Origin of the sequence: Oribacterium sp. Sow4_G1_1 (assembly GCF_052116105.1) — a bacterium.
In the GTDB taxonomy this organism is placed as follows: domain Bacteria; phylum Bacillota; class Clostridia; order Lachnospirales; family Lachnospiraceae; genus Oribacterium.
The window spans coordinates 1-23,250 of record NZ_JBQKLS010000022.1; the positions used below are offsets into that span (position 1 = coordinate 1).

Consider the following 23,250-nt stretch of genomic DNA (forward strand, 5'->3'; position numbering starts at 1 on the left):
CGAAGGTGATCTCCGGCGGCGATAACCCATACGACATTCATGACGCAAAGTTGAGCAGTTCAGCGACAGCTCATGAGAGCAGCTCCGTGACAGCTCATGAAATCAGCAACAGTTATCATAGAAGATCTCTCAATTTACAGAAAAAATTTCACACCGTCAATCTTTGAAATTACTACGTTTTCTACTACTTAGGCACATAACTATAATGCCGTGATTTGCAAGGATTTGCGAGATATTCCTTAGTAGTAATGGACTACTTAGAGGTTGAAAAATACTGCTACTAATAACCTCTTATGATATTTACGCTGATAATACATATTTGGTCTTTAAATCATTACAGCGATTATAGTTTATGAAGCCTTCCTTTTGCAGACGTCCCACAACAACTCCACAAAGAATGTGTTCTTCTTGAGCAAAGGCACAAATGGCTGCTTTTGAAAAATCATTCTGAGTAGTAAATGTGTTGAATTCTTCTGTAGGAATTAGTGTTTCTTTTGCAAAGCTGTCAGCGGCATCTTCATCTTCTTCGGTTGTTCCATTTGGCTGGTTGATGTGACCAAGTAAAATATGACCAAGCTCATGGAATAGACTAAACCAGAATTTATCTGCATCTTTGCCGCGAACTGTTAAGCCAACAACTATTTTGTTTCCGTCGTAGAAAGTTGCACCATGCAGGAAAGAACCTCCAATGTGAGGGAGAAATACAAGCGCAATACCGCAGTTGGATAATAGCTCAATCAACTTAGGGCAGAAATCCGAAGGATTCATTGTGGTCATGCTTCTTATTTCTGGCAAACTTTTCTTAAGCGATTTTAAATCAACTAATGAAGTTTTAATAGTACGAGCCTCCAGTTTGGCTTTCTGTGCCCATGCCAATAGAGCAAGATTACTTTTTTCTGTTTCGGCTAATCTACGACATGCTATTTTTGACAATTGCATATCCTCAATAATTTCAAGGTTTACAACTTCAAAATATTTTCTAAGATAAATAACCTTTTCGGTTGTATCTCTGGTCTCAGGAACCCAACCATTTTTAGACATTTCACGATAAGGTAGTTTTTTTGCAAGTTCCTTATCAGCATCCATGTCATTCTCAGCGTTGGCTTTTACAAGTTTTTCACGATAAGTGGACTCTAGTTTATTCCAAAACTTAGCAGGAACACCTAATACCATTTCTAAACGAACAGCAACATCCGGAGTCAACTGAACTTCGCCATTGATTAATTTACTAATATGTTTTTCGGACATACCCATGCGTACTGCAAATTCTTTCTGGCTAAGTCCTCTATCAAGCAACTGCTCTTTAATAGTTGCTCCCGGTGGTGTTGCAATAAAACTGCGACTTTTCACCATCGTAATACCTCCTTAAATGAAACGGAACTTTAATGATAATCTACAATTTCCATTACGTTTGCAATTTGAATTTCATTCCCTATTTTTTCAAAAACCAGTCGATAGGGATGAACTAAATCCATTGCGTATTGACCTTTGCGATTTCCTTTTAATGGATGACATCTTCCAATATGGAATTGAACCATCTCTTCAACAGTATCGGATGCATCTATTTCATCTATACGCTGATGGATTTTTTCGGCCATTTCTGAACCATATTTCTTTTCTGCCTCGCTTGCGATTGTACACACCTTTTCAATCTTGCGAGTTTTATATGTTATTTCCAATCCATCACCTCTTTCGCAAGTTTACCTTTGAGGTAAATATATTATATCCTTATTTACTATAAATATCAATAGTATTTGTTTACCTGATAGGTAAACAAAAATCAGCAAAAATTAAATCCCGATGGAATTTACTCTTTCACTGGAATTTAAATTTTCAAGTTAGCTCTTTGAAATCTGATGTGAACTTAATGACAGAAGGAGACACCTTCTTCGTATATCGATTCTGTTCTAAGATTTTAATTTGCTCTAGTGTAAATGAGTTCTTCATAATAATAGCCTCCAAGGATAATTGAATTGTATCAAATGATCCTTAGAGGCTGTATCTGCTTAATGGGATATCTCCAAAAATACTGCTTACTTTACTGGATTTACCCTGAAAATCTGTCTACTCTGCGGGGTACACTTTACTTTAAGCCCCTCAAACCAAACCCTTAAAAACGTAACCCCTCAATAAGTTTGGAGACCCAATTTCGGTGGGGATTCAGCTAAGCCGGCCGCCAGGGGGATGACTGTGTGTCGACGTGGACAGGCCGGGGTGCCGCGGATTATTCTACCGCCATCATGGTGCAGGCGGTGACATAGCCGTTTGCATCTGTCGCGCTTACGCTCATATAGTTGTAGTCGATATGGCGGGCAAGGAAGTCGGAGATCGACATCACGTCATCGTAGTTATCGCCCGGGCCAACATAATAGCTCACGGTTACGAGGCAGTTCTTCGCGAAGCGGGCGTTCGTGATGATGCCGCACTCCATCGGCTCCCAGACGCCCGGGGCACTGCCCTGGTGATAGATCGGGATGAAGGCGTCCGCCGCATAGCATGGGCCATAGTCCGTCAGCTCACTGATATACGAGTCCTTTACTTCGGCGAAGTTGTAATACGGAACGCCGTCCGGCAGGTAGTAGCAGTACTGGCCGTTCGCCATGTGGATCGCATACGCTGGCATGAGGACCGGGTAGATCATGTCGCTCGTATACCAGGATGCGCCGGCGCTGTAGGCGTAGAAGTTTGCGATACCGTTTTCGTCGATATTGATGCAGAGGGTCTCGCCATCCCCGTTCAGGGTGAGCATCGTCTGCTTCGACATCATGCCGTTCGCATCGAAGTGATAGAGCGCTGCCTTCTGGTCGTGGTTCTCATCGAGCCACAGCCAGCAGTTCTTCGCGAAATCGCCGTCGTCGGTCATGTAGGCCCAGTCCTGGCCCATCGGCACCCACTGTCCCGCCACGGCCGCGATCGGACTGATCGTCATCGCGCAGGCGAGCAGCGCCGCAAAAAACTTCATCTTTCGTTTCATAAAAGCCTCCTTTCTGAGTGCACGCTTACATGGTCAGCATGACCGGTCATAGCGGATCAAACACTTGCCGGGTCGCAGCTTAAAGGCTGGAAAGCACGTGCTGATCGCCGCGCACTCTTACATTCACGAACATGGTGTATCTACTACAAACTTACCATGTTTTCAGGCGGAGGTAAAATACAAATCGGCGATGGGAAGATAGAAAAGAGAGGGGCGTGGGACCATTTTCGCGAGGTCACGAAAATGGTCCCATGCCCCAAGTCACCCCCCAAGTCACCCCTCAAGTCAGCTTCGTTCCCTCGACTTTGCGCACCGTGGTCATCAGTGCTTCTGTACTTTCGTCATAACCGATTTTAAACAGTGCTTCATAGAGGAGCGGGTACACGTCGGTTTTTTCGTCCTGTTGCGCATGTGCGTGAGTGATATGCGCTGCTATTTCACGGAGGTCGGTGAGGATGCGAAGCTTGAGCGCGCGGACCTCTTCTTCAGCGGTCCACAGCGCCTGCATATCATAGTCGGCGGTTCTGCCGCATGGTGCCATGCACTGGCTGCACCCTGGCGCGAGCCGGGCTTTCTCTGCGCGGACGTTCTGTATCAGCGTTTCGAGGGCGGCATCGCTGAGGCAGGCATCGGGCGCGGTGGCCATCAGTCCTTCCGTCATGATCGTCCATGTTTCAGCGGAAGCGACCGCCGGATCATCGATGGCTCTCGCGAGACCGATCAGTGCGCCGGTCAACACATCCTGCAAGCGGACGGTCACATCGTTTTTCTCTGCCATAATGCACCCCGCTCAGTCCAGAATCTTTCCGTCGATGCTGATCGTGACCACCTGCCATGGGATGAACTTTCCGCTGGCCTGCAGTGCCTTCTTCGCGGCCATTTCGAGACCGCCGCAGCATGGCACCTCCATACGGACGATGGTCACGCTCTGGATGTCGTTGTTCCGGATGATTTCTGTCAGCTTCTCGCTGTAATCGACATCATCGAGCTTCGGACAGCCCACCAGTGCGACCTTGCCGCGGATGAAGTCCTGGTGGAAGTCTGCGTAGGCATATGCGGTACAGTCGGCGGCGATCAGCAGCTTCGCACCATCGAAATACGGCGCATTCACCGGCGCAAGCTTAATCTGTACCGGCCAGTTCCGAAGCTGAGATACGGCCTTCATGTGACTGCCGGTGGTCGCTTCTGCTTCCTCTGCATGCTGCATCATGCGGACTCTGGAGCCCGGGCAGCCGCCCTCGTGCATATGCTTCATCTTTTCCTGCAGCTCCTTTTTCTTCTTGTTTTCCTGAACCGCCGCCTCATCGTACGCCGCGGCCTCACGCTCCTCGAAGCTGATCGCGCCCGTCGGGCAGGTCGGCAGGCAGTCGCCCATGCCGTCACAGTAGTCGTCTCTCAGGAGCTTCGCTTTCCCATCCACGATGCCGATCGCGCCCTCATGGCAGGCACTGGCACAGATTCCACAGCCGTTGCATTTATCCTCATCGATATGAATAAGCTTTCGTATCATCTCGTCATCCTCCGTTTTATGTAAACCAGATTTCATCATCCCGATGGAGACATTGGCCTGGCATCGAAGATGATTTTGCGTTTCTGACCCGATCATAGTATATTTAAGTGGAATTGTATGTTTGATTTCAAACAAATCGGAGGGGCAATGCAGAAATATTTACCGATATTACGGAGCTGTCCATTTTTTAACGGCATGCGAGATGATGAGATTCTGTCGATTCTTCACTGTGTGCAGGCGTCCACGACCACGCGCCCGCGCGGCTCTTATATCCTGCGCGCGGGCGACACGACGGAGGTCATGGGTCTCGTGCTGTCCGGTTCGGTGCTCATCCTCCAGGAGGACCTCTGGGGGCACCGGAATATCCTCTCGAAGTGTACGGCGGGCGACTTTTTCGGGGAGCCCTATGCGGCGACGTCCGGCACGGTTCTGAACGTCAATGCTGTCGCCGAGGACGATTGTACGCTTCTCTTTCTGAATGTGAAGCGCCTTCTGACGAGCTGCCCGACCGCCTGCGACCATCACCAGAAGCTGATTCGAAATCTGGTCAGCGTGCTGGCGAACCGGCTGCTGGTCTTCAATGATAAGATCACGCACGTCAGCAAACGCTCTACCCGGGAGAAGCTCCTGTCGTATCTTTCCTCTGAATCCGTCCGGCAGGCCTCGCTCTCCTTTGACATCCCCTTCGACCGGCAGCAGCTCGCCGACTATCTCTGCGTGGACCGTGCCGCCATGTCCGTAGAACTCTCGAAGCTGCAGAAGGAAGGCATTCTCAAAACGAATCGCCGGCACTTCGAGCTGATCGTCGGCAGCGCATCTTAAGAATTTCGTAAGGGGGTCTGACCCCATAAACTTCAGTTTAGATTTTGTTTAGAAAAAATTAATGGGGTCAGACCCCATTAATTTCCGCGGCATAAAATCCCCCTGTTCGGTTGTGAACAGGGGGATTCGTATATGCTGTGAGATTTACGGCGGGGATTCGGCTGAGCCGTCCGCCAGAAAGATGACTGCGCATCGCACTGGACATGGGCGGGTACCGCGCGTTTATGCTATGCTCGGCATCGTATAGTTCATGGATTACTCCAGCAGCTCCTTCGCGGAGATGCCTGGGCTGGTCATGGCGTGGGTGTCGAGGATCTTGTCGATGTTCTCCTGGGTGAGGATGCCCTTCTGGAGGATGAGGTCCTTCACGGAGGCACCGGTGCGGATCGCTTCCTTCGCGATGTCGGCGGCGTGCTCGTAGCCGATGTGCGGGGTCAGGGCGGTGATGATGCCGACGGAGTGGTCGACGTAGCTCTGGCAGCGCTCGCGGTTTGCGGTGATGCCGACGATACAGTTGTCGGTCAGGGTGTTCACCGCGTACGTAAGGAACTCCACTTCATGGGTGAGGTTCCAGAAGATGATCGGCTCGAAGGCATTGAGCTCGAGCTGACCGCCCTCGGCTGCCATGGTGATGGTGAAGTCGTTGCCCATGATGTTGAAGGCCACCTGATTCACGACCTCCGGGATGACCGGATTCACCTTGCCCGGCATGATCGAGGAGCCGTTCTGCTTCGCCGGAAGGTTGATCTCGTTGAAGCCGCAGCGCGGACCGGAGGACATGAGACGCAGGTCGTTACACATCTTCGAGAGGTTGACGGCGCAGGTCTTGACGGCACCGGAGACGGCCACGAAACCGTCGAGGTTCTGGGTGGCGTCCACGAGGTTGAAGGCCTGCACGAGCTGGAGGCCGGTGACCATGGAGAGATTCGGTACGATGCGGCGGAGGTACATCTCGTCCGCATTGATACCCGTGCCGACGGCGGTGCCGCCCATGTTCAGACAGCGCATCTCGTCCTGTGCACGCTCCAGGCGGGCGATATCTCGACGTACGGCCTCACTGTAGGCCCTGAACTCCTGTCCGAGTCGAATCGGGACCGCGTCCTGCAGCTGAGTGCGGCCCATCTTCAGGACATCATCGAACTCCTCAGCCTTATCAGAGAGCGCCTTATAGAGACGCTGCAGCTGGATCTGTGCCTTGATGAGGAGCTTGAGCACGGCGATCTTACCGGCGGATGGGAAGACGTCGTTCGTGGACTGACCGCAGTTTACGTGGTCGTTTGGATTTACGAGGGAGTAGTCGCCCTTTTCACCGCCGAGGATCTCGATCGCACGGTTCGCGATGACCTCGTTCGCGTTCATGTTGAGGCTCGTGCCTGCGCCGCCCTGGATCGGGTCGACGATGAAGGCGTCGCGGAACTCGCCGGCGACGATCTCGTCACAGGCCTGTACGATAGCGTCCGCGACCTTCTTGTCGAGGAGACCGATCTCGAGGTTCGTGATGGCGGAGGCCTTCTTGATTTCTACGATGGAGTTGATGATTTCCGGATGCATCTTCAGTCCGGTGATGTGGAAGTTCTCGGAAGCACGAAGTGACTGGACGCCATAGTACGCGTCCTTCGGGACGGTGCGATCGCCGATGGAATCGTGTTCGGAACGGAAATTTGAATTTACAGCTGCCATGTGTATATCCTCCCTGAATGATGCTGAAGTGGCATATCCGCGGCCGCTTCGATGATGTTCTGGTGCTTATCACATGCCGCTTCTGCGGCTTATCTTCTTGTCTTCACTATAGCTTCGTGTTATGTTATTTTCAAATACTTATATGACGAACTGCCTTATAGCCTGCAGACTATAATGTGCCGCGCTTTGCAGGGCGTCTGCAGCCCAGACCGGCCATCGTCCTGGGCAGGCCAATGTCGTCTGCCGGACAGTTCGTCGTCCGTCCGGGACGCGGTGGTGCCGGGCAGATAGTGGAGGATGGTCCCACCCGTAATGATGGACGTGTCGCCAAACGGTGGTGCCAGGCAGGAAGTGGAGGATATATGTTCCAGTCGATGCGCTATATCTATGAGGTTTATAAGGAGATGAGCTTTTCCCGTGCGGCGCAGAAGCTCTTTATCAGTCAGCCGTCGCTCAGTGCGGCGGTGAAAAAGGAGGAGGAGAGGATCGATGCGCCGATTTTCGACCGGAGCACGAACCCGATTCATCTCACTGAGGTTGGGCAGGAGTACATCCGTGCGGTGGAGCGTATCATGGATGCGGAGAACAGCTTCGAGAGCTATGTGCGTGACCTCACGGAGCTCCGGCATGGCGCGCTCAGTATCGGCGGGACGAATTTCTTCGTATCGTATGTACTGCCGCCGATCCTCAGTCGCTTTACGGCGAGCTATCCGTCGATTCATATCACCCTCGTCGAAGGCTCGACGAGTGAGCTGACGGAGAAGCTGTCGGCGGGCACCCTAGATCTGCTCCTCGACAACAGTGAGCTCGATTCGCTCGTTTTCGATCGGAAGGTGATCCAGGAGGACCATCTCCTCATGGCGGTGCCGGTGGACTTCGCGTCGAACATGGAAGTCGTGCCTTATGCATTGACCGCGGCGGACATAAAGGCCGGACATCACCTCGCGGCCGAGCGGACCCCGGTACCGATGCATGTCTTCCGCGACGACCCTTTCCTGCTGCTGCATGAGCGGAACGACACACGTGAGCGCGCCATGACGATCTGCCGGGAGAACCACTTCAGTCCGAAGATCCGACTCGAGCTCGACCAGCAGATCACCGCGTACAACCTCGCCTGCTACGGCATGGGCATCGCCTTCGTCGGCGACTCCCTGATCCAGAACGTCCCGAAGGCGAAAAACCTCCTCTTCTATAAACTCGAAAACCGTGACTCCGTCCGCCAGATCAGCTTCTATTATAAGAAGAACCGCTACGTGTCGCGGGCACTTGCCGCGTTCCTGGAGATGATCTGAAGCTGTAGGCATGATTTCATTTTAAAGCGCTTACCATGCCTGCAGGCTTACATTTCGCCGGAGTGCGTGGTAAGCTGGTGGTGGATATCGACGAAAACTCTCATCCTGGAACAGAGTTTCAGGAGACCGCCGGGGGCGAAACCGGAGGCGACGTGATGAGGTCACGCCAGAGACATTGGCGGAAGCAGGAGGTGACGCATGAATAATCTGGTGAGCATCGGTCGGATGGCAGAGATGAATGGCATCACGGTGGCGACGCTTCGGCTCTACGATGAGATGAATCTGCTGAAGCCGCGGCGGACGGACCCGAAGACGGGCTACCGCTACTACGACATCACGCAGAACGCGCGGCTCGATATGATCGCGTATATGAAGGAGCTCGGGATGAGTCTGTCCGAGATCCAGAACATCCTCGAGAAGGAGGATATCACGCTGATCGAGACGCTGCTGGTGAAGAAAAACGAACAGCTGCATGAGCAGATGCGGGAGCTGAAGTCGCGGCATGCCGCCGTGGAGCGCGCGATCGCGTCGATCGAGAAGTACCGGAAGTCGCCGACGAACGGCACGGTGTCGCTCGAGTACATTGATCGCCGCTATACCTATGGGCGCCCGTGCCGCCACAATTTCTATGCGATGGACGCGGATTCCTTCGAGGAAGAGCTGATGGGGCTTCGACAGGAGCTCGTGAAGAAGGGCTTCCTCCACGTCCACTCGTATAATGTCGGCACCTCAATCACGCTGGCGAACTTCGAGGAGGGCCGTTTCGTCCCGGAGGAGAGCTTCGTCTTCGTGGACCACAAGGACCGGGACATCGTGCCGGGCGTGAAGGTCCTCGACAGCGGTATGTTCGCCTGCATCTACCTCGATTCCTTCGACGAGGAGATCGCATACGCGCTGAAGCTCCGCGACCACTGCCGCGCGCAGGGCTGGATCCTCGACGGCGACTACATCTGCGAGATCATCACCGAGTTCAACGTCTTCGACTCAGAGAAGCGCAGCATGTTCATGCGCCTCCAGGTGCCTGTACGTTTTGTTTGATAATTAACAAACATAATCTGCTTGACTCTCTTCCGACCGCAGACCTTATAGTGGAGATATCAGAAAAGTTCGTGTTTGATGAGACCCACAGGGTCTGCAAAGGAGGAAGATATGGAGAAGATTAAGGTCGTTCAGTATGGCTGTGGTAAGATGGCGAAGTACATCATCCGCTATCTGTATGAGCATGGCGCACAGATCGTAGGTGCGATCGATGTCAACCCGGCAGTGGTCGGCATGGATATCGGTGATTTCGCGGGGCTCGGTCTGAAGACCGGCATCCTCATCTCGAACGACGCCGATAAGGTGCTCGATGAGTGCGATGCAGATGTGGCGATCGTGACGCTGTTCAGCTTCATCAACGATATCTATGATCATGTAGAGAAGTGCGTGGCACGTGGCATCAATGTTATCACCACCTGTGAGGAGGCGATTTATCCGTGGACCACGGCAGCGGCACAGATTAACAGACTCGATGCGCTGGCGAAGGAGACCGGCTGCACCATCGCGGGCAGCGGCATGCAGGATATTTTCTGGATCAATATCGTCGGTCTGGTCGCAGGTGGCATGCATAAGATCACGAAGATCAAGGGCGCATACAGCTACAATGTAGACGAGTACGGACTCGCACTCGCGAAGGCACACGGCTGTGATCTTACGAAGGAAGAGTTCGAGGCGCAGATCGCGCATCCGGCAGCATTTGAGCCGTCCTACGCATGGAACGCGAGTGAGGCCATCTGTAACAAGCTTGGTCTGACGATCAAGTCGATCACACAGAAGCATGTACCGTACATCATCGACCACGACATCTATTCCGAGACCCTCGGCAAGACCATCGAGGCGGGAAAGTGCATCGGTATGTCTGCAGTCGTAACGATCGAGACCATGCAGGGCATCATCGTAGAGGAGGAGACCATCGGTAAGGTTTACGGACCGGACGACGGTGATATGTGTGACTGGAAGATCTCCGGCGAGCCGGATACCGAGTTCCACGTAGTGAAGCCGGCAACCGTCGAGCACACCTGCGCGACCATCGTAAACCGTCTCCCGCAGCTCCTGAACGCACCGGCAGGTTATGTCACCGTCGACCAGTTCGACCCGAACGCATACCTCACCTACCCGATGGAGTATTATATCTGATGAAGTGATCAGGAAGTGCATCGGATAAATTGAAGTGAAGCAGGATGTTCATCAGATGTGGTGATACGCAGGATTTCGTGGCAGACCTGTGCCTGTCCGGTGGAGTCCGTTATCTGACAAGAAATCATCCTGAATAGAAGATTCAGCCTTATGGGGGCGGCCGCACGATTGCGACCGCCCTTTTTGGTGCAGAGAGTGTGGGTATCTGGCGACGCCGCGCGGGAATGCTGCTCGATTTCCGGCAAACCACCGCGCGCGGCCAGGAAATTTGCATGGACGAGCCGGCCGAAATACATGAAAATCAAGGACACTATCCAATAATGGGCGGATTCTGAAATCGTGGATAGTTTGCGTAGCTTTGATCACTTATGCGCACGGATCGGAAATATCCACAATTTCAGAAAAGGCCACTTATTGGATAGTTTTCTGTGAAATCAGACATACGCTTAAAAGCGTACTATCGAATAATCCTTGATTTCAAAAATAGTGGATATGGATTTCGGGCTTTAGGGAAGCATTTCTTCGCGCGCATATCCAATATTCTTTCTTTTTTTTAAAGCTGGATACATGAAGGCGAAGCCCCCTTAGGAAACAAGGCTTTCAATATCCAGTTTTTCTGAAATCGCCAGAGATTGGATAGTTTGCAGCCGTCGTCGACTTTTTCAGCCCAAAAACATATCCAGTATTTTCAAAATCGAAGTGGATTAGATACGACTGGACACGCGATGCTTTTTTCGAAAATCGTGTATATGGATTTCCTGCCTGAAATCGAAAATCGACAGGTAAAATAGACACGGAAGTTCTTTTTCTTAAATCGTGTATATTTAATCGGCGATTGACAGCGAAAATCAGCATCTGATTCCGATTTTTATAGACACGATTTCTGAAAAAGTGCTTCCGTGTATAGTTTTTCTCCTGAATCTGGTTTCAGAGCGTTATTTTCATAGACACGATTTCTGAAAAAGCCCTTCCGTGTATAGTTTCTCTTCTGAGTCCGGCTTCGAGCGCAACTTTCATATACACAAAATCGTAAATCACCGAATCATGTCGATCGTCGCCTGCGTCTGCCGAAATTATGCTTCCTGCAAGCGAGAAATCCGCAGTATTTCGCACATCCAGGCTTAAATCTGATATGATATAAGTAGATTTTACAACTGTACGTGAGCGTGCCGATGCAGGCACCGGGAGGTACGCGCTTCCGTGCGCGGACTTCCAACAGAAGAGCGTGCCATACAGGCACCGAGGAGGTGACGGATGAGAAAGAGAGACATTGCCTTCGGGCTGGGGCTTATGATGATGGCGATTTCACTGCCGGCATGTTCAGGGTCGAAGAAGAATCCGGCAGCGACGGAAGGTCCGACCGCGGTCGAAGCGACAGAAGCAGCGGATGCGACGGGGAAGAACCCGGGCGCGGATGCGGATGCTTTGAATGACAGATCGAGCGCTGGGCAGGATGCGTCGGGCGACACCACAGGAAAGAACCCGGGCAGCGGAACAGATGCTTCTGGAAACGGGCAGGATGCAGCGGGCGACACCACAGGAAAACAAGATGGTACCGGCACAGATGCGTCAGGCCAGGGCGACGTGCAGGGCGTGCAGCACATTCCGCTCACGGTAGCAGAGCGCAGTCTGAGCGCCTGCAAGCCGGACAGCTATGCGACGATGGCGCAGTGCGACTACTTCACGCTCGAGCTGGATGCAGAGACGGCGAAGCAGTATCCGGCGCTCCAGCGCGCCCTCGTGCAGGCGGCGAAGGATGAAACCGCCCACGCACAGAAGTCGATCGCGGAGCTCTCCACGGAGTACCAGGAGCTGACCGCCGACTGGAGCGATTACGAGGGCCATATGAGTGAGAGCGTCAAGCCGCATGTGATGCGCGCGGATTCCAGAATCGTGAGCGTGCTCTGCAGCTTCGAGGATTATCATGGCGGCGCGCACGGTTACTACTACACCTACGGGCTGAACTATGATGCGGCGAGCGGCCGGGAGCTGAAGCTCTCCGATGTCGTGTCGAAGAAGGCGCAATTCATCGAGCTCGTGCGCGATAAGTTCGAAGAGAAGTACGCGAACGACTCGTATATGCTGACAAACGCGGGCGAGTATCTCGCGACCCTCGGGGATGAGGAGTACGCGAGCACACCTTGGATCATGGATTCCGAAAGCATCACCCTCTTCTTCGCGCCGTACGTCCTCGGCACCTACGCGGATGGTGCGCAGGAAGTCAGCATTTACTTCGACGAGGCGCCGGAGCTTTTCGACGCGAAGTACCTCGACACCTGCGCGGACTACGTCATCCCGCTGCTCCCGGCCCGTTCGTATGAGACCAATGCAGGCGACGGGAAGCGTGTGGCGATAGACGTGGACTTCGACTACAACGACGAGTACGGGAGCTACGCCCGGGAGTACGTGATCGGCAACACCCGCATCCGCCCGGAGGGCTACAGCTACTCTTCGGACAGCTATATCGTGGTTGCCGGCGGAAAGCACTACCTCTATACCTTCTCGTCTGCCGAAAATGACTATTCGATGCTGGAGGTCGTGGATGTGGATACAAAGAGCCTCGATGAAAGCCGCACCGAAAATGCAGGCCTGGGTGGCGTGGACTATACCTGGGACGAGGGCGACAGCTATGATACGAGCTGCCTCCGTGGACCGGCATTCACCGATCCTTCAGACGTCGCGCTTTCACGTCGTCTCGAAGTCCTCGGAACGACGAACGGCTATCGATCCTGCCATGTCGGTGCCGACGGCTATCCGGCTGCGAATGACGAGTTCTATACGATTTTGACCAGCTTCGCCATCCGCGCGAAAAAGGATCTGAAGCTCGACGTCGTCGACGCGAGCGGAAAGAAGACCGGCACGAAGAACGTTCCGGCCGGTACCTACCTCTTCGACATGCGCACCGATGGCGAGACCTTCGTGGATCTACAGACGATCGATGCATCGGCCCTCGGAATCAACGATGAAAGCGAGTGGAAGTACTTCCAGATCGCGGATCGGAGTACCGACCACATCAACCTCACGAAGCCGATCTACCGCGTCCACATCGATCACTCCGACGGCTGGCCGTACCACGTAAACGGCGTCGAAGAAGACAGCCTCTTCGAAGGCATCATGTATGCAGGATGAGGACAGGTAACATCCGATGATCCTGTCTATATTATTAAAAATCCATACATGTTTGACACGCATCTGCCTGTATTTTATTATTTACACATGAAACTTCGTGATCAGAGCAGAGGAAACCACCATGGAAAATAAGCGAGCAGAGACGACAGATGAGCGTCACCTCTGGAATATAGACATCAACGATCGCAGTCCGCACGGGATCTGTGTGATGCACGTGCGGCTGAACGAGGCCGGGGCACCGTACGACTGGTGCTTCGACTACTGTAATCCTGCGCTGGCGCGGGCAGAGGGCACGACGCCGGAGGCGCTTCGCGGACAGAGCTACTTCGAGCTGCGTCCGAACAGCAGCCGCGAGTGGCTGCCGTACTACTACCGGGCAGCCTATGAGGATACCTACCAGGCGTTCGACATCGTATCGCAGCGGACGGGTACCTACCTCCGCGTCGAGGCGCTGCCGACCGGGAAGACCGGCTACTGCATGTGCATCCTCTACAACATCCAGCAGGAAATCATCGATAAGGAGCGTCAGAACCAGAAGCTGAAGGAGATGTACCAGCAGCTCGCAGACGAGAAAAAGGTGCTCGACCAGCTCTGTACAGACTACACCGCCGTCTATCAGGTCAATGTCGACACCGGGACCTTCAACGTTCTGCATATCGCATCCGGCTCCAATGCCAGTCGCCTGATGGACCGGGATTATACCGATTTTGATGCATTTACGGATCGCTATGTGGAGACCTATCTCTATTCGGAAGAGAGGGAAAGATTCCGGTCATGGCTCCGTGTGACGAATATCCGGAAGCTGCTGTCGGAGCAGCCGCGTGTGACCGGACACTACGAGAGTCTGCCGACACCGGACGGGCACTGTTACTTCGAGGCGCAGATCGTGCGGACGTATGACGCGCAGGGACAGATGTGTGCGCTGATCGGCTTCCGCTGCATCGACGCCATCATGGAGCGGGAAAAGGCGGTACAGCAGAAGCTGAAGACGGCGCTCGACGAGGCGCAGCTTCGCTATGAGATCATCTCGGCGATTTCGAAGGCCTATACGACCATCGTGCGCATCGATCTCGCGCAGGATCGCGTAGAGAAGATCAGTGATCGAGGCCATGCGCAGGACATCGTGCAGCCCGAGGAGACGGCAAGCGAAGGGCTCCGGAAGGTATGCGACGTACTGGTGGCACCGGAGTACCGTGAGGCAGTGAAGACCTTCATGGACCTCTCGAGCCTCCCGGAGCGGATGGCGCACGAGGAAATCCTCGACACCGAGTATAAGATGGTCGACGGCAGCTGGCATCGCCTGTCCTTCCTCGTGAAGAAGCGGGATGAGACGGGGCGCGTCACCCACGTGCTCTGTGCGGTGCGAAGCATCAGTGATGTGAAGCGACGGGAGCTCGACCTCGTCTACCAGGCGGATGCGGCGAAGCGGGAAGGTGAGATGAAGGCCCGCTTTCTGTCGAACATGAGCCACGACATCCGGACACCGCTGAACGGTGTTATCGGTCTCGTGAACCTCGCGGAGCAGTATCCGAGGGACCTTGAGATGCTGACGAAGATCCGGGCGCGGGAGAGGGAGACGCTCCAGTACCTCGTGTCCCTCGTGAACGGCATCCTCGATATGAACAAGCTCGCGAGCGGTGCAATCGAGGAGCGGAGCCTCGACTTCGATCTCGTCGATCTGCTCGTTCGCGTAAATCAGCAGGCACTGACGAAGGCAGAGAAGAAGGGCATACAGTATCAGATCGACTGGAAGCGCGGCGACATCCGGCATCCGGCTCTGCGTGGAAATCCGGTGTACCTCAGTCGTATCCTGACGAATATTACGGACAACGCCATCAAGTTCAGCGAGCAGGGCACGACGATCCGCGTCTGGGGTGAGGAGGTGACGGACACCGCACAGGCCGGGGGCGATGCTTCCGCCGCCGGTACCGTCACTGCGCAGGACACCCCGGCTTCGGACAGGGAGGTGACGAGCGCCGGGGCAGAGACATTAGCCGCGGACACCGCACCGCAGAAGGCGGTGTTCCGCTTCTACTGTGAGGATCAGGGCTGCGGCATGAGCGAGGAGACGCTGCAGCGCGTCGGCATGGCGTTCACACAGGGCGAGGAGACGAGCCGGACGCAGTACCAGGGGGCCGGCCTCGGCCTCGCGATCACGAAGCAGATGGTCGATCGCATGGGCGGCCAGATGAAGATCGAGAGCACCCTCGGTGTCGGTACGAAGCTCATGATCGAGCTTCCGTTTGCCATCGGCGAGCAGAGTGCACTTCATCCAGAGGGACAGAGCTTCGACGAAATCTCGGTGGCGGGCATCCGCGCACTGGTGGTCGAGGACAACGAGCTGAACCGCGAGATCGCGACCTTCATGCTCGAGAACCATGGCCTCGAGGTCACACCGGCGGTGGACGGCCAGGAGGCAGTGGAGATCTTCGAGAAATCCGCCCCGGGCTACTTCGGTGCGATCTACATGGACATCATGATGCCGCGCATGAACGGTCTCGATGCGACCCGGGCGATCCGCGCCATGAAGCGCCGCGACGCGCGCGTGATTCCGATCATTGCGATGTCAGCCAATGCTTTCGCCGACGACATCATCAACGGCCGTCTCGCCGGTATGAACCGACACCTCGCGAAGCCGGTTGACGAGGAGAGCATGATCCGCGCACTTCGTGAGTGTATGTCGGAGAACGATGTGCTGAAGCTCTCGGACGAGCTGTAAAAAAGCATGGACCGCCCGGCGAATCGTGCTATAATGTAAATTAATAGTAAATTGATGGTATGCATATCTATAGCGATATAGGTATGCATACTTTTATGTTGAAACATATATATCCCGGACACATGCAGGCGATAACCCGCAGTGATCGCAGAGGATGCCCTGTACGGTCGGGAGCATGGCCTGTATGTTTATGTAGATGAACTGGAGAGATTTATGGAGCAGAGTACCGCTATCAAAAAGAAAACCACCACCCGTGACATGACGACGGGCAACATCGCGAAGGAGATCATGCTTTTCGCGCTGCCGCTGATGTTCGGCAACATCTTCCAGATGCTGTACAACACCGTCGACTCGATCGTCGTCGGCAACTACGTCAGTACCGAGGCCCTCGCGGCGGTCGGCGCGACCACGATGATCGTCAACATGGCGGTGTTCTTCTTCAACGGCTTCTCGATCGGTGCCGGTGTTATCATCGGCCGCTATTTCGGCGCGAAAAACATGGAGCGACTGCATGATTCCATCGAGACCACCATGGCCACCACCTTCGTATGCTGCGTGCTCTTCACCATCATCGGTATCCTCGGCGTACCGTTCATGCTCAACTTCATGGCGACTCCGGACGACGTCATGGCCGACGCCAGCACCTACCTCCGCACCTACTTCGCGGGCATCGCCGGCCTCCTCATCTACAACATCGGCTCCGGCATCCTACGTGCGGTCGGTGATACGCGCCGCCCACTGTACTTCCTGGTACTGACCTCCGTCATAAACATTGGCCTCGACCTCCTGTTCGTGCTCCAGTTCCACCTCGGCATCTTCGGCGTGGCGCTCGCGACGATCATCTCGCAGTTCATCTCGGCGGGACTCACGCTGCTTCTGCTCCTGCGCACGAACGACATCTACCGCCTGACCCTCCGCGACTGCCGCATCGACCCGAAGATGCTCCGGCAGATTCTGGCGGTCGGCCTCCCGGCGGGTATCCAGTCGGTCATCACCGCGTTCTCGAACGTTTTCGTCCAGTCCTACATCAACAACTTCGGTTCGGCCTGCATGGCCGGCTGGACGAGCTACAACAAGCTCGACGCCTTCATCATGCTCTTCATCCAGAGCATGGCCATGGCTTCGACGACCTTCGTCTCGCAGAACATCGGCGCCCAGAAGGTGAAGCGGGCCAATGAAGGCACCGTGGCGTCGGTGGTGATGACCCTCATGCTGAACGTCGGCCTCGCTGTGTTCCTCTGGGTCTTCGCTCCACCAGCCGTCGGACTCTTCACCCCGGACCCGGATGTCATCTTCTACGGAACGCTGTTCCTGCGCCAGAACGTGTTCTTCCTCCTGTTTAACAGCGTGAACCACGTCCTCGCCGGCGCCCTCCGCGGCCGCGGCGACTCCACCGGCCCGATGATCATCATGCTGTTGAGCTTCGTCGCCGTCCGCCAGACCTACCTCTTCTTCATGACCCGCTTCATCGCGAACACACCGGCCAGCGTCGGCTTCGGCTACCCGGTCGGCTGGACCACCTGTTGCATCCTCGAAACGATCTACTTCTTCCGCCGCTGGAGCCGGAAGAACTGATCGAGAGGGGGCTGACCGCGAATCCGAAGCTCTGCTTCTCGTTTTTCAACGGAAGAACTGATCGAGAGGGGTCTGCCCCTTCCTGCACACCATTTCACGACGTGAATTCAGCCGGAACCCCGGGGTCTGACCCCTGACGAAGTGGGGTCAGACCCCTTTCCCGCACACCATTTCACGAATTAAATTCGAGGCACAACATGGAAAAATACTTCGACATCAACGAATCCGGCTTCAGCATTCGCTGCAAGCTCTACTATAATAAGGACCTTCATGACCTCCCGCACATCGTCGTCGCGACCTACGGCTTCGGTGGCAACAAGGATAACAAAGCCATCGAGAAATTCGCCGAGCGTCTCACCACGAAGTACCACGGCTACGGCGTCGTCTGCTTCGACTGGCCATGCCACGGAAAAGACGCCCGCAACAAGCTGATCCTCGACGAGTGCTGCACCTACCTCGACCTCGTCACCCGTTACGTGCGGGAGACCATGCACGCCGAGGACGTCTATAACTACTCCTCGAGCTTCGGTGCCTACATCACCCTCCGCTACCTCGCGGAGCATGGCGACAACCCGTTTAAACGCATCGCCTTCCGCTGCCCGGCAATTAAGATGTACGACTCCATCGCCGCCGGCGTCACCCAGGAGGACTGGGATAAGCTCCGGAAGGGCAAGGAGATCCTCCGCGGCTTCGACCGGAAGATCAAACTCACCGAAGACTTCTTCGACGATCTCCGGGCCCATGACATCAGCAGCTGCGACTTCATGGATTACGCCGAATCCATCCTCATGATCCACGGCACGAAGGATGAGATGGCCCCGATCGAGGTCACCCGGAAGTTCAGCGACGACAACGTCATCGAACTCATCGAAGTCGAAAACGCTGATCACCCCTTCAGCAACCCAGCCTGCATGGACCTCGCCATCCAGAAGATCATCGAATTCTTCGCTCCCTGACACTGGCCTGAGGATGGCCAGCGTCAGCCCTGCGGGCACCGGGCACAGCCCGGTGAGATATCGCTACGGAATAAGCGGATGCTTATTCCTCCGCTCCTTGACTTCCTTAAAATTCTATGAAATTTGGGCATATGGGCGGTTATGACAGGTATTCATTCTTGTAAACAGCGGGTAAAACACTTATAATGTTTCTGTGTTTCCCATTACGGGAGAAATGTTTTTCGGCCATCCATGGCCGATACATAGGAGGAAAGTATTTATGAAAAAGAGAATGATTGCCGCATTTATGGCCGCATCCATGGTTGCTTCTCTTGCAGCATGCGGTTCCAGCAAGCCAGCAGAGACCACAGCAGCATCTGCAGAGACCACAGCTGCAGCAGAGGCAGGAACCGAGGCCGCAGCAGCAGAGACCACAGCAGCCGCAGAGGCTACCGGTAAGGACGCTTCCGACGTGAAGATCGGTATCGTAACCGATGTCGGTGGTGTAAATGATGGTTCCTTCAACCAGTCCGCATGGGCAGGCCTTTCCAAGGCAGCAGACGAGCTCGGCTTCCAGGCTTCTTACCTCGAGTCCCACACCGACGCTGATTACAAGCCAAACATCGAGACCTATATCGATGAGGATTACGACATGATCATCTGCATCGGCTACGCACTCGCAGATGCACTGAAGGATGAGAGCGCAGCGAACCCGGATATGAAGTTCGCCATCGTCGATGATGCTTCTCTCGCAGATGTTCCTAACGTAACTTCCCTTATGTTCGAGCAGGCACAGGCTTCCTACCTCGTAGGTTATGTAGCAGGTAAGACCACCAAGACCAACACCGTAGGTATCGTTCTCGGTATGGCGACTGACCTTATGAACCAGTTCGGTTACGGCTACGTTGCCGGTGCGGTCGATGCAAACCCGGATTGCAAGGTTCTCCAGAACAACGCAAACTCCTTCGCAGATACCGCTGCTGGTAAGACGGCTGCAAACAACATGGTTGCACAGGGCGCAGACGTGATCTTCCACGCAGCTGGTGGTACCGGCCTCGGTGTCATCGATGGCTGTAAGGAAGCCGGCATCTGGGCGATCGGCGTTGACTCCGATCAGTCCTCCATCGCTCCGGAGACCATCCTTACATCCGCTATGAAGCGTGTAGATAACGCTGTATACGATGTAGCGAAGGCAACCGTAGAGGGTAATGTTGAGCCAGGCGTAAAGACCTACACCCTTGCAGACGCAGGTGTTGATCTCGCTCCGACCACAGACAACATCGACCCGGCTATTCTCGCTGAGGTTCAGGATGTGAAGCAGCAGATCGTAGACGGTAAGATCACTGTTCCGTCAAACAAGGCTGATTTCGAAGCTAAGTACGGCGACATCTACGAGCTCGACTAAGTCTCGATCGTTCTATATGAAAACCGCAACCGGGTGGCACGCGCCACCCGGTTTTTTATAAAAAAATATAGAATTTCATCGTCATCTATTATATTATAAGTATAAAGAAAAAATGCGAACGATTATCGATTTCAGAGAGGCGATGACAGAATCACATCCGACTCCGAATCCGACTCCGATCGTTCGTTGGCATGATACAGAATACGAGGTAATCTATATGAGAGATATTTCCATGGAGCGCGTAAATCAGACGCGCGAAGCGATGCTGGAGACCGTAAAGTCCCCGACCCTGACACATGAGCAGAAGGTAGCGACGATGGCGAATCAGGCGGATTCCCTGCTCGAGGTGCTGAACCTTCCAGAGGGACTCGATGAGCTCCTGAACCAGCCGATCGACCGTCAGTGCATCTGCGACCTCAGCGAGGGCCACGCACCGCTGCGCCCGCGCTACATCATCCCGAATTACGAGAAGTTCATGAAGGAGGGCTCCCGCTTCCTGAACCTCGAGCCGCCGAAGGACCTCTTCGAGGCGATCAATGCACTCGAAATCATCTATCGTCATGTCCCGTCCGTGACCAATTTCCCGGTCTACGTGGGACAGCTCGATGAGCTCCTCGACCCGTTCGTACAGGATATGGACGAGGAACTTGCGCAGAAGCTGATCACCCTGTTCTTCGTCAACATGGACCGCACGATCCTCGATTCCTTCTCCCACGGCAACATCGGCCCACGCGACACAAAGGCCGGCCGTCTCATCCTGAAGGCGATCGAAGCGACCCGGGATGCCGTACCGAACATCACGATGAAGTACGATGAAGCGGAGACCCCGGATGACTTTGCGCTCGAGTGCGTAAGAGCAGCGTTGGCTTCCGCGAAGCCGTCCTTCGGAAACCACGCGATGTTTAAGTCCGAGCTCGGCGAGGAGTATGTCATCGCCTCCTGCTACAACGGTCTCAAGTTCGGCGGCGGCTCCTACACGCTCGTCCGCCTCATCCTCGGCAACATCGCGAAGCGCGCGAAGAACATCGAGGACTTCCTGCAGAACCAGCTCCCGTACGTGATGGACATCCAGGCACGCTACATGGATGAGCGTATCCGCTTCATCGTGGAGGAGTCCGGCTTCTTCGAGAACAACTTCCTCGCGAAGGAGGGTCTCATCCGCCGCGACCTCTTCAGTGCGATGTTCGGTCTCGTCGGCCTCGCAGACGCCGTCGACATCCTGCTGGAGAAGGAGGGCCACCCGGAGTGGCGCTTCGGCCGTGATGACGAAGCGACGAAGCTCGGCGTGCGCATCATGGACGTGATCAAGGACTTCAACGATCACCACTTCAACCCGTACTGCGAAGCGACCGGCGGCCACTTCCTCCTGCACGCGCAGGTCGGCATCGCCTCCGACGTGAACGTCACCCCGGGCACCCGCATCCCGATCGGCGAGGAGCCGGCGAACCTGGTGGATCAGCTCATGATCCTGTCGAACTTCCACCACTACTTCCCATCCGGAACCGGTGACATCTTCCCGATCGACATGACCGTGCACAAGAATCCGGACTACGTCCTCGATATCATCAAGGGCTCCTTCCGGCAGAACCTCCGCTACTTAAGCTTCTACGCGAGCGACTCCGACGTCATCCGCGTCACTGGCTACCTCGTAAAGAAGTCTGAGATCGAGAAGCTCGAGCAGGGCCAGAACGTCAAGCACGACACCACCGCCCTCGGCCTCGGCGCGAAGCAGAACGGCCACATCATGGAGCGAAAAGTCCGTTAATACGGCACCCATGAGGAACATCCACACAGCGAGGAGAGCAGACCAGCAGAGGTCTGCTCTTTTCCCTTCTTTCGGCCAATGTTTTCGCTGGAAAATCATCATGCCTATAAAAGCCGAAGAAAAAACAGGCATGATGGGTGATTTCGAGTCCGAACATGCCTACAGTGAAGAAAAAAGGAGAGAGTAATGCGAAACGATCCGAGACGCGCGGGCGGCCGCGTGCCCGTTAACAAAATCATCCCGTTCAGCTCCGTCGACGGCCCAGGCAACCGTACCGCCGTCTTCGTTCAGGGCTGCAATTTCAACTGCCACTACTGCCACAACCCGGAGACCCGCGCCGTCTGCATCAGCTGCGGCGACTGTGTCGCGACCTGCCCGGCCGGGGCCCTCACGCGCTCAGCCGAAGGCCTCGTCCTCTTCGATCCGACGAAGTGCGTCGGCTGCGACACCTGTATCCATACCTGCACCCATGACGCGAGCCCGCGTATCCGCTACATGAACGCGGAAGAGGTGTACGCCGAGGTGCGGAGAAACGTCCCGTTCATCCGTGGTGTCACCGTCTCCGGTGGCGAATGCACCTTCTACCCGGCATTCCTCCACGACCTCGCGATCCTCGCGAAGAAGGATGGCCTCGGCTTCCTCCTCGACTCGAACGGCAGCTATGACTTCGAAGCCGACCCTGCGGAGCTCCTGTCCGTGATCGACGGCGTCATGCTCGACATCAAGGCCTACGACGCCGCAGACCACCGGGCAGTGACCGACGTGGACAACACCCTCGTGCTCAAGAACATGCGCTTCCTCGCCGACCGCGGCCAGCTCTACGAAGTCCGGACCGTCATCGTCCCGGAGCTTTTCGACACCGAAAAGACCATCGTCGACACCTCCTGCGCGCTGCAGCCATACCTGTCACGGCAGAAGCATTGGCCGGCAAACGAGGGGACGAGCATACGCTACAAGATCATCAAGTACCGCCCGTTCGGCGTCCGCGAAGCGTACCGCAGCTTCACCCCGCCGACCGACGCCTGGCTCGAGCACCTCGCCGACCTCGCACGCGCAGAAGGCATGACCGACATCGTCATCATCTGACACTGCTTCAGTACAATCGGATAACCCGGAGGACTGCCATCAGCAGCCATACGTAGAGACCGTGTGAAATCAAGCCGGGTTCCCTTAGCAGCACTTCAACAAACCAGTGTAAAACGCGCGCGATTTATGATATTCTAAAGAGTATCAACAGAGTGAAAGTACCGTCTCTGTCCTGGCTTTTCC

At 54.9% G+C, this 23,250-nt stretch carries 17 protein-coding genes; 11 read left to right on the forward strand and 6 right to left on the reverse strand.

All coding sequences use genetic code 11. From position 1 onward, the window contains the following. Positions 1-300 precede the first annotated feature (300 nt). From ACTQ52_RS11060 to ACTQ52_RS11080, 5 genes are all read right to left on the reverse strand, one after another. Positions 301-1,353 carry a HigA family addiction module antitoxin gene (locus tag ACTQ52_RS11060; protein WP_177973754.1) on the reverse strand — a complete coding sequence of 351 codons (1,053 nt, stop codon included), beginning with the start codon at positions 1,351-1,353 and terminating at the stop codon, positions 301-303. Positions 1,354-1,382: 29 nt separating this feature from the next. Further along, complete coding sequence (locus ACTQ52_RS11065) at positions 1,383-1,679, reverse strand: type II toxin-antitoxin system RelE/ParE family toxin (RefSeq protein WP_154477530.1); 297 nt, start codon at positions 1,677-1,679, stop codon at positions 1,383-1,385. A gap of 545 nt (positions 1,680-2,224) precedes the next feature. After that, a complete protein-coding gene (locus tag ACTQ52_RS11070) occupies positions 2,225-2,974 on the reverse strand; it encodes a hypothetical protein (RefSeq protein ID WP_441982647.1) in 750 nt (249 codons plus the stop codon). Positions 2,975-3,254: 280 nt separating this feature from the next. Beyond that, positions 3,255-3,752, reverse strand: coding sequence for a hypothetical protein (locus ACTQ52_RS11075; RefSeq protein WP_441982648.1), 498 nt, complete (start codon positions 3,750-3,752; stop codon positions 3,255-3,257). Between the two features lie 12 nt (positions 3,753-3,764). Next, a complete protein-coding gene (locus ACTQ52_RS11080; protein WP_410044180.1) occupies positions 3,765-4,484 on the reverse strand; it encodes a 4Fe-4S dicluster domain-containing protein in 720 nt (239 codons plus the stop codon). Positions 4,485-4,631: 147 nt separating this feature from the next. Here ACTQ52_RS11080 and ACTQ52_RS11085 point away from each other — a divergent pair, with 147 nt between their 5' ends. After that, complete coding sequence (locus ACTQ52_RS11085) at positions 4,632-5,306, forward strand: Crp/Fnr family transcriptional regulator (RefSeq protein WP_441982649.1); 675 nt, start codon at positions 4,632-4,634, stop codon at positions 5,304-5,306. Positions 5,307-5,561: 255 nt separating this feature from the next. Here the strand turns inward: ACTQ52_RS11085 and ACTQ52_RS11090 are convergent, their stop codons facing one another. Beyond that, the gene (locus ACTQ52_RS11090; RefSeq protein ID WP_441982650.1) at positions 5,562-6,986 is read right to left on the reverse strand and encodes an aspartate ammonia-lyase; all 1,425 of its coding nucleotides are present in this window, start codon (positions 6,984-6,986) and stop codon (positions 5,562-5,564) included. Positions 6,987-7,162: 176 nt separating this feature from the next. Here ACTQ52_RS11090 and ACTQ52_RS11095 point away from each other — a divergent pair, with 176 nt between their 5' ends. From ACTQ52_RS11095 to ACTQ52_RS11140, 10 genes are all read left to right on the forward strand, one after another. Next, positions 7,163-8,278: a LysR family transcriptional regulator gene (locus tag ACTQ52_RS11095; RefSeq protein ID WP_441982651.1), complete on the forward strand. Its 1,116-nt coding sequence runs from the start codon at positions 7,163-7,165 to the stop codon at positions 8,276-8,278. Positions 8,279-8,476: 198 nt separating this feature from the next. Continuing rightward, positions 8,477-9,316: a MerR family transcriptional regulator gene (locus tag ACTQ52_RS11100; RefSeq protein ID WP_410044045.1), complete on the forward strand. Its 840-nt coding sequence runs from the start codon at positions 8,477-8,479 to the stop codon at positions 9,314-9,316. Positions 9,317-9,427: 111 nt separating this feature from the next. Then, entirely contained in the window at positions 9,428-10,453 is a 1,026-nt protein-coding gene (locus ACTQ52_RS11105) for an NAD(P)H-dependent amine dehydrogenase family protein (protein ID WP_410044044.1), read from the forward strand. Between the two features lie 1,254 nt (positions 10,454-11,707). Then, positions 11,708-13,582, forward strand: coding sequence for a DUF3298 domain-containing protein (locus ACTQ52_RS11110; RefSeq protein WP_441982652.1), 1,875 nt, complete (start codon positions 11,708-11,710; stop codon positions 13,580-13,582). A gap of 121 nt (positions 13,583-13,703) precedes the next feature. After that, positions 13,704-16,301 (forward strand): response regulator, encoded by a 2,598-nt coding sequence (locus ACTQ52_RS11115; protein WP_441982653.1) that lies wholly within the window; start codon positions 13,704-13,706, stop codon positions 16,299-16,301. Positions 16,302-16,514: 213 nt separating this feature from the next. Then, the gene (locus ACTQ52_RS11120) at positions 16,515-17,876 is read left to right on the forward strand and encodes an MATE family efflux transporter (RefSeq protein WP_410044041.1); all 1,362 of its coding nucleotides are present in this window, start codon (positions 16,515-16,517) and stop codon (positions 17,874-17,876) included. A 197-nt stretch (positions 17,877-18,073) separates the two neighbouring features. Continuing rightward, positions 18,074-18,832: an alpha/beta hydrolase family protein gene (locus tag ACTQ52_RS11125; RefSeq protein WP_410044040.1), complete on the forward strand. Its 759-nt coding sequence runs from the start codon at positions 18,074-18,076 to the stop codon at positions 18,830-18,832. A 259-nt stretch (positions 18,833-19,091) separates the two neighbouring features. Then, positions 19,092-20,216, forward strand: a complete 1,125-nt coding sequence (locus ACTQ52_RS11130) for a BMP family lipoprotein (RefSeq protein ID WP_410044039.1) — start codon at positions 19,092-19,094, stop codon at positions 20,214-20,216. A gap of 142 nt (positions 20,217-20,358) precedes the next feature. Continuing rightward, a complete protein-coding gene (locus ACTQ52_RS11135) occupies positions 20,359-21,981 on the forward strand; it encodes a YjjI family glycine radical enzyme (RefSeq protein WP_441982654.1) in 1,623 nt (540 codons plus the stop codon). Positions 21,982-22,167: 186 nt separating this feature from the next. After that, positions 22,168-23,067, forward strand: coding sequence for a YjjW family glycine radical enzyme activase (locus ACTQ52_RS11140; RefSeq protein ID WP_441982655.1), 900 nt, complete (start codon positions 22,168-22,170; stop codon positions 23,065-23,067). The last annotated feature ends 183 nt before the right edge of the window (positions 23,068-23,250 follow it).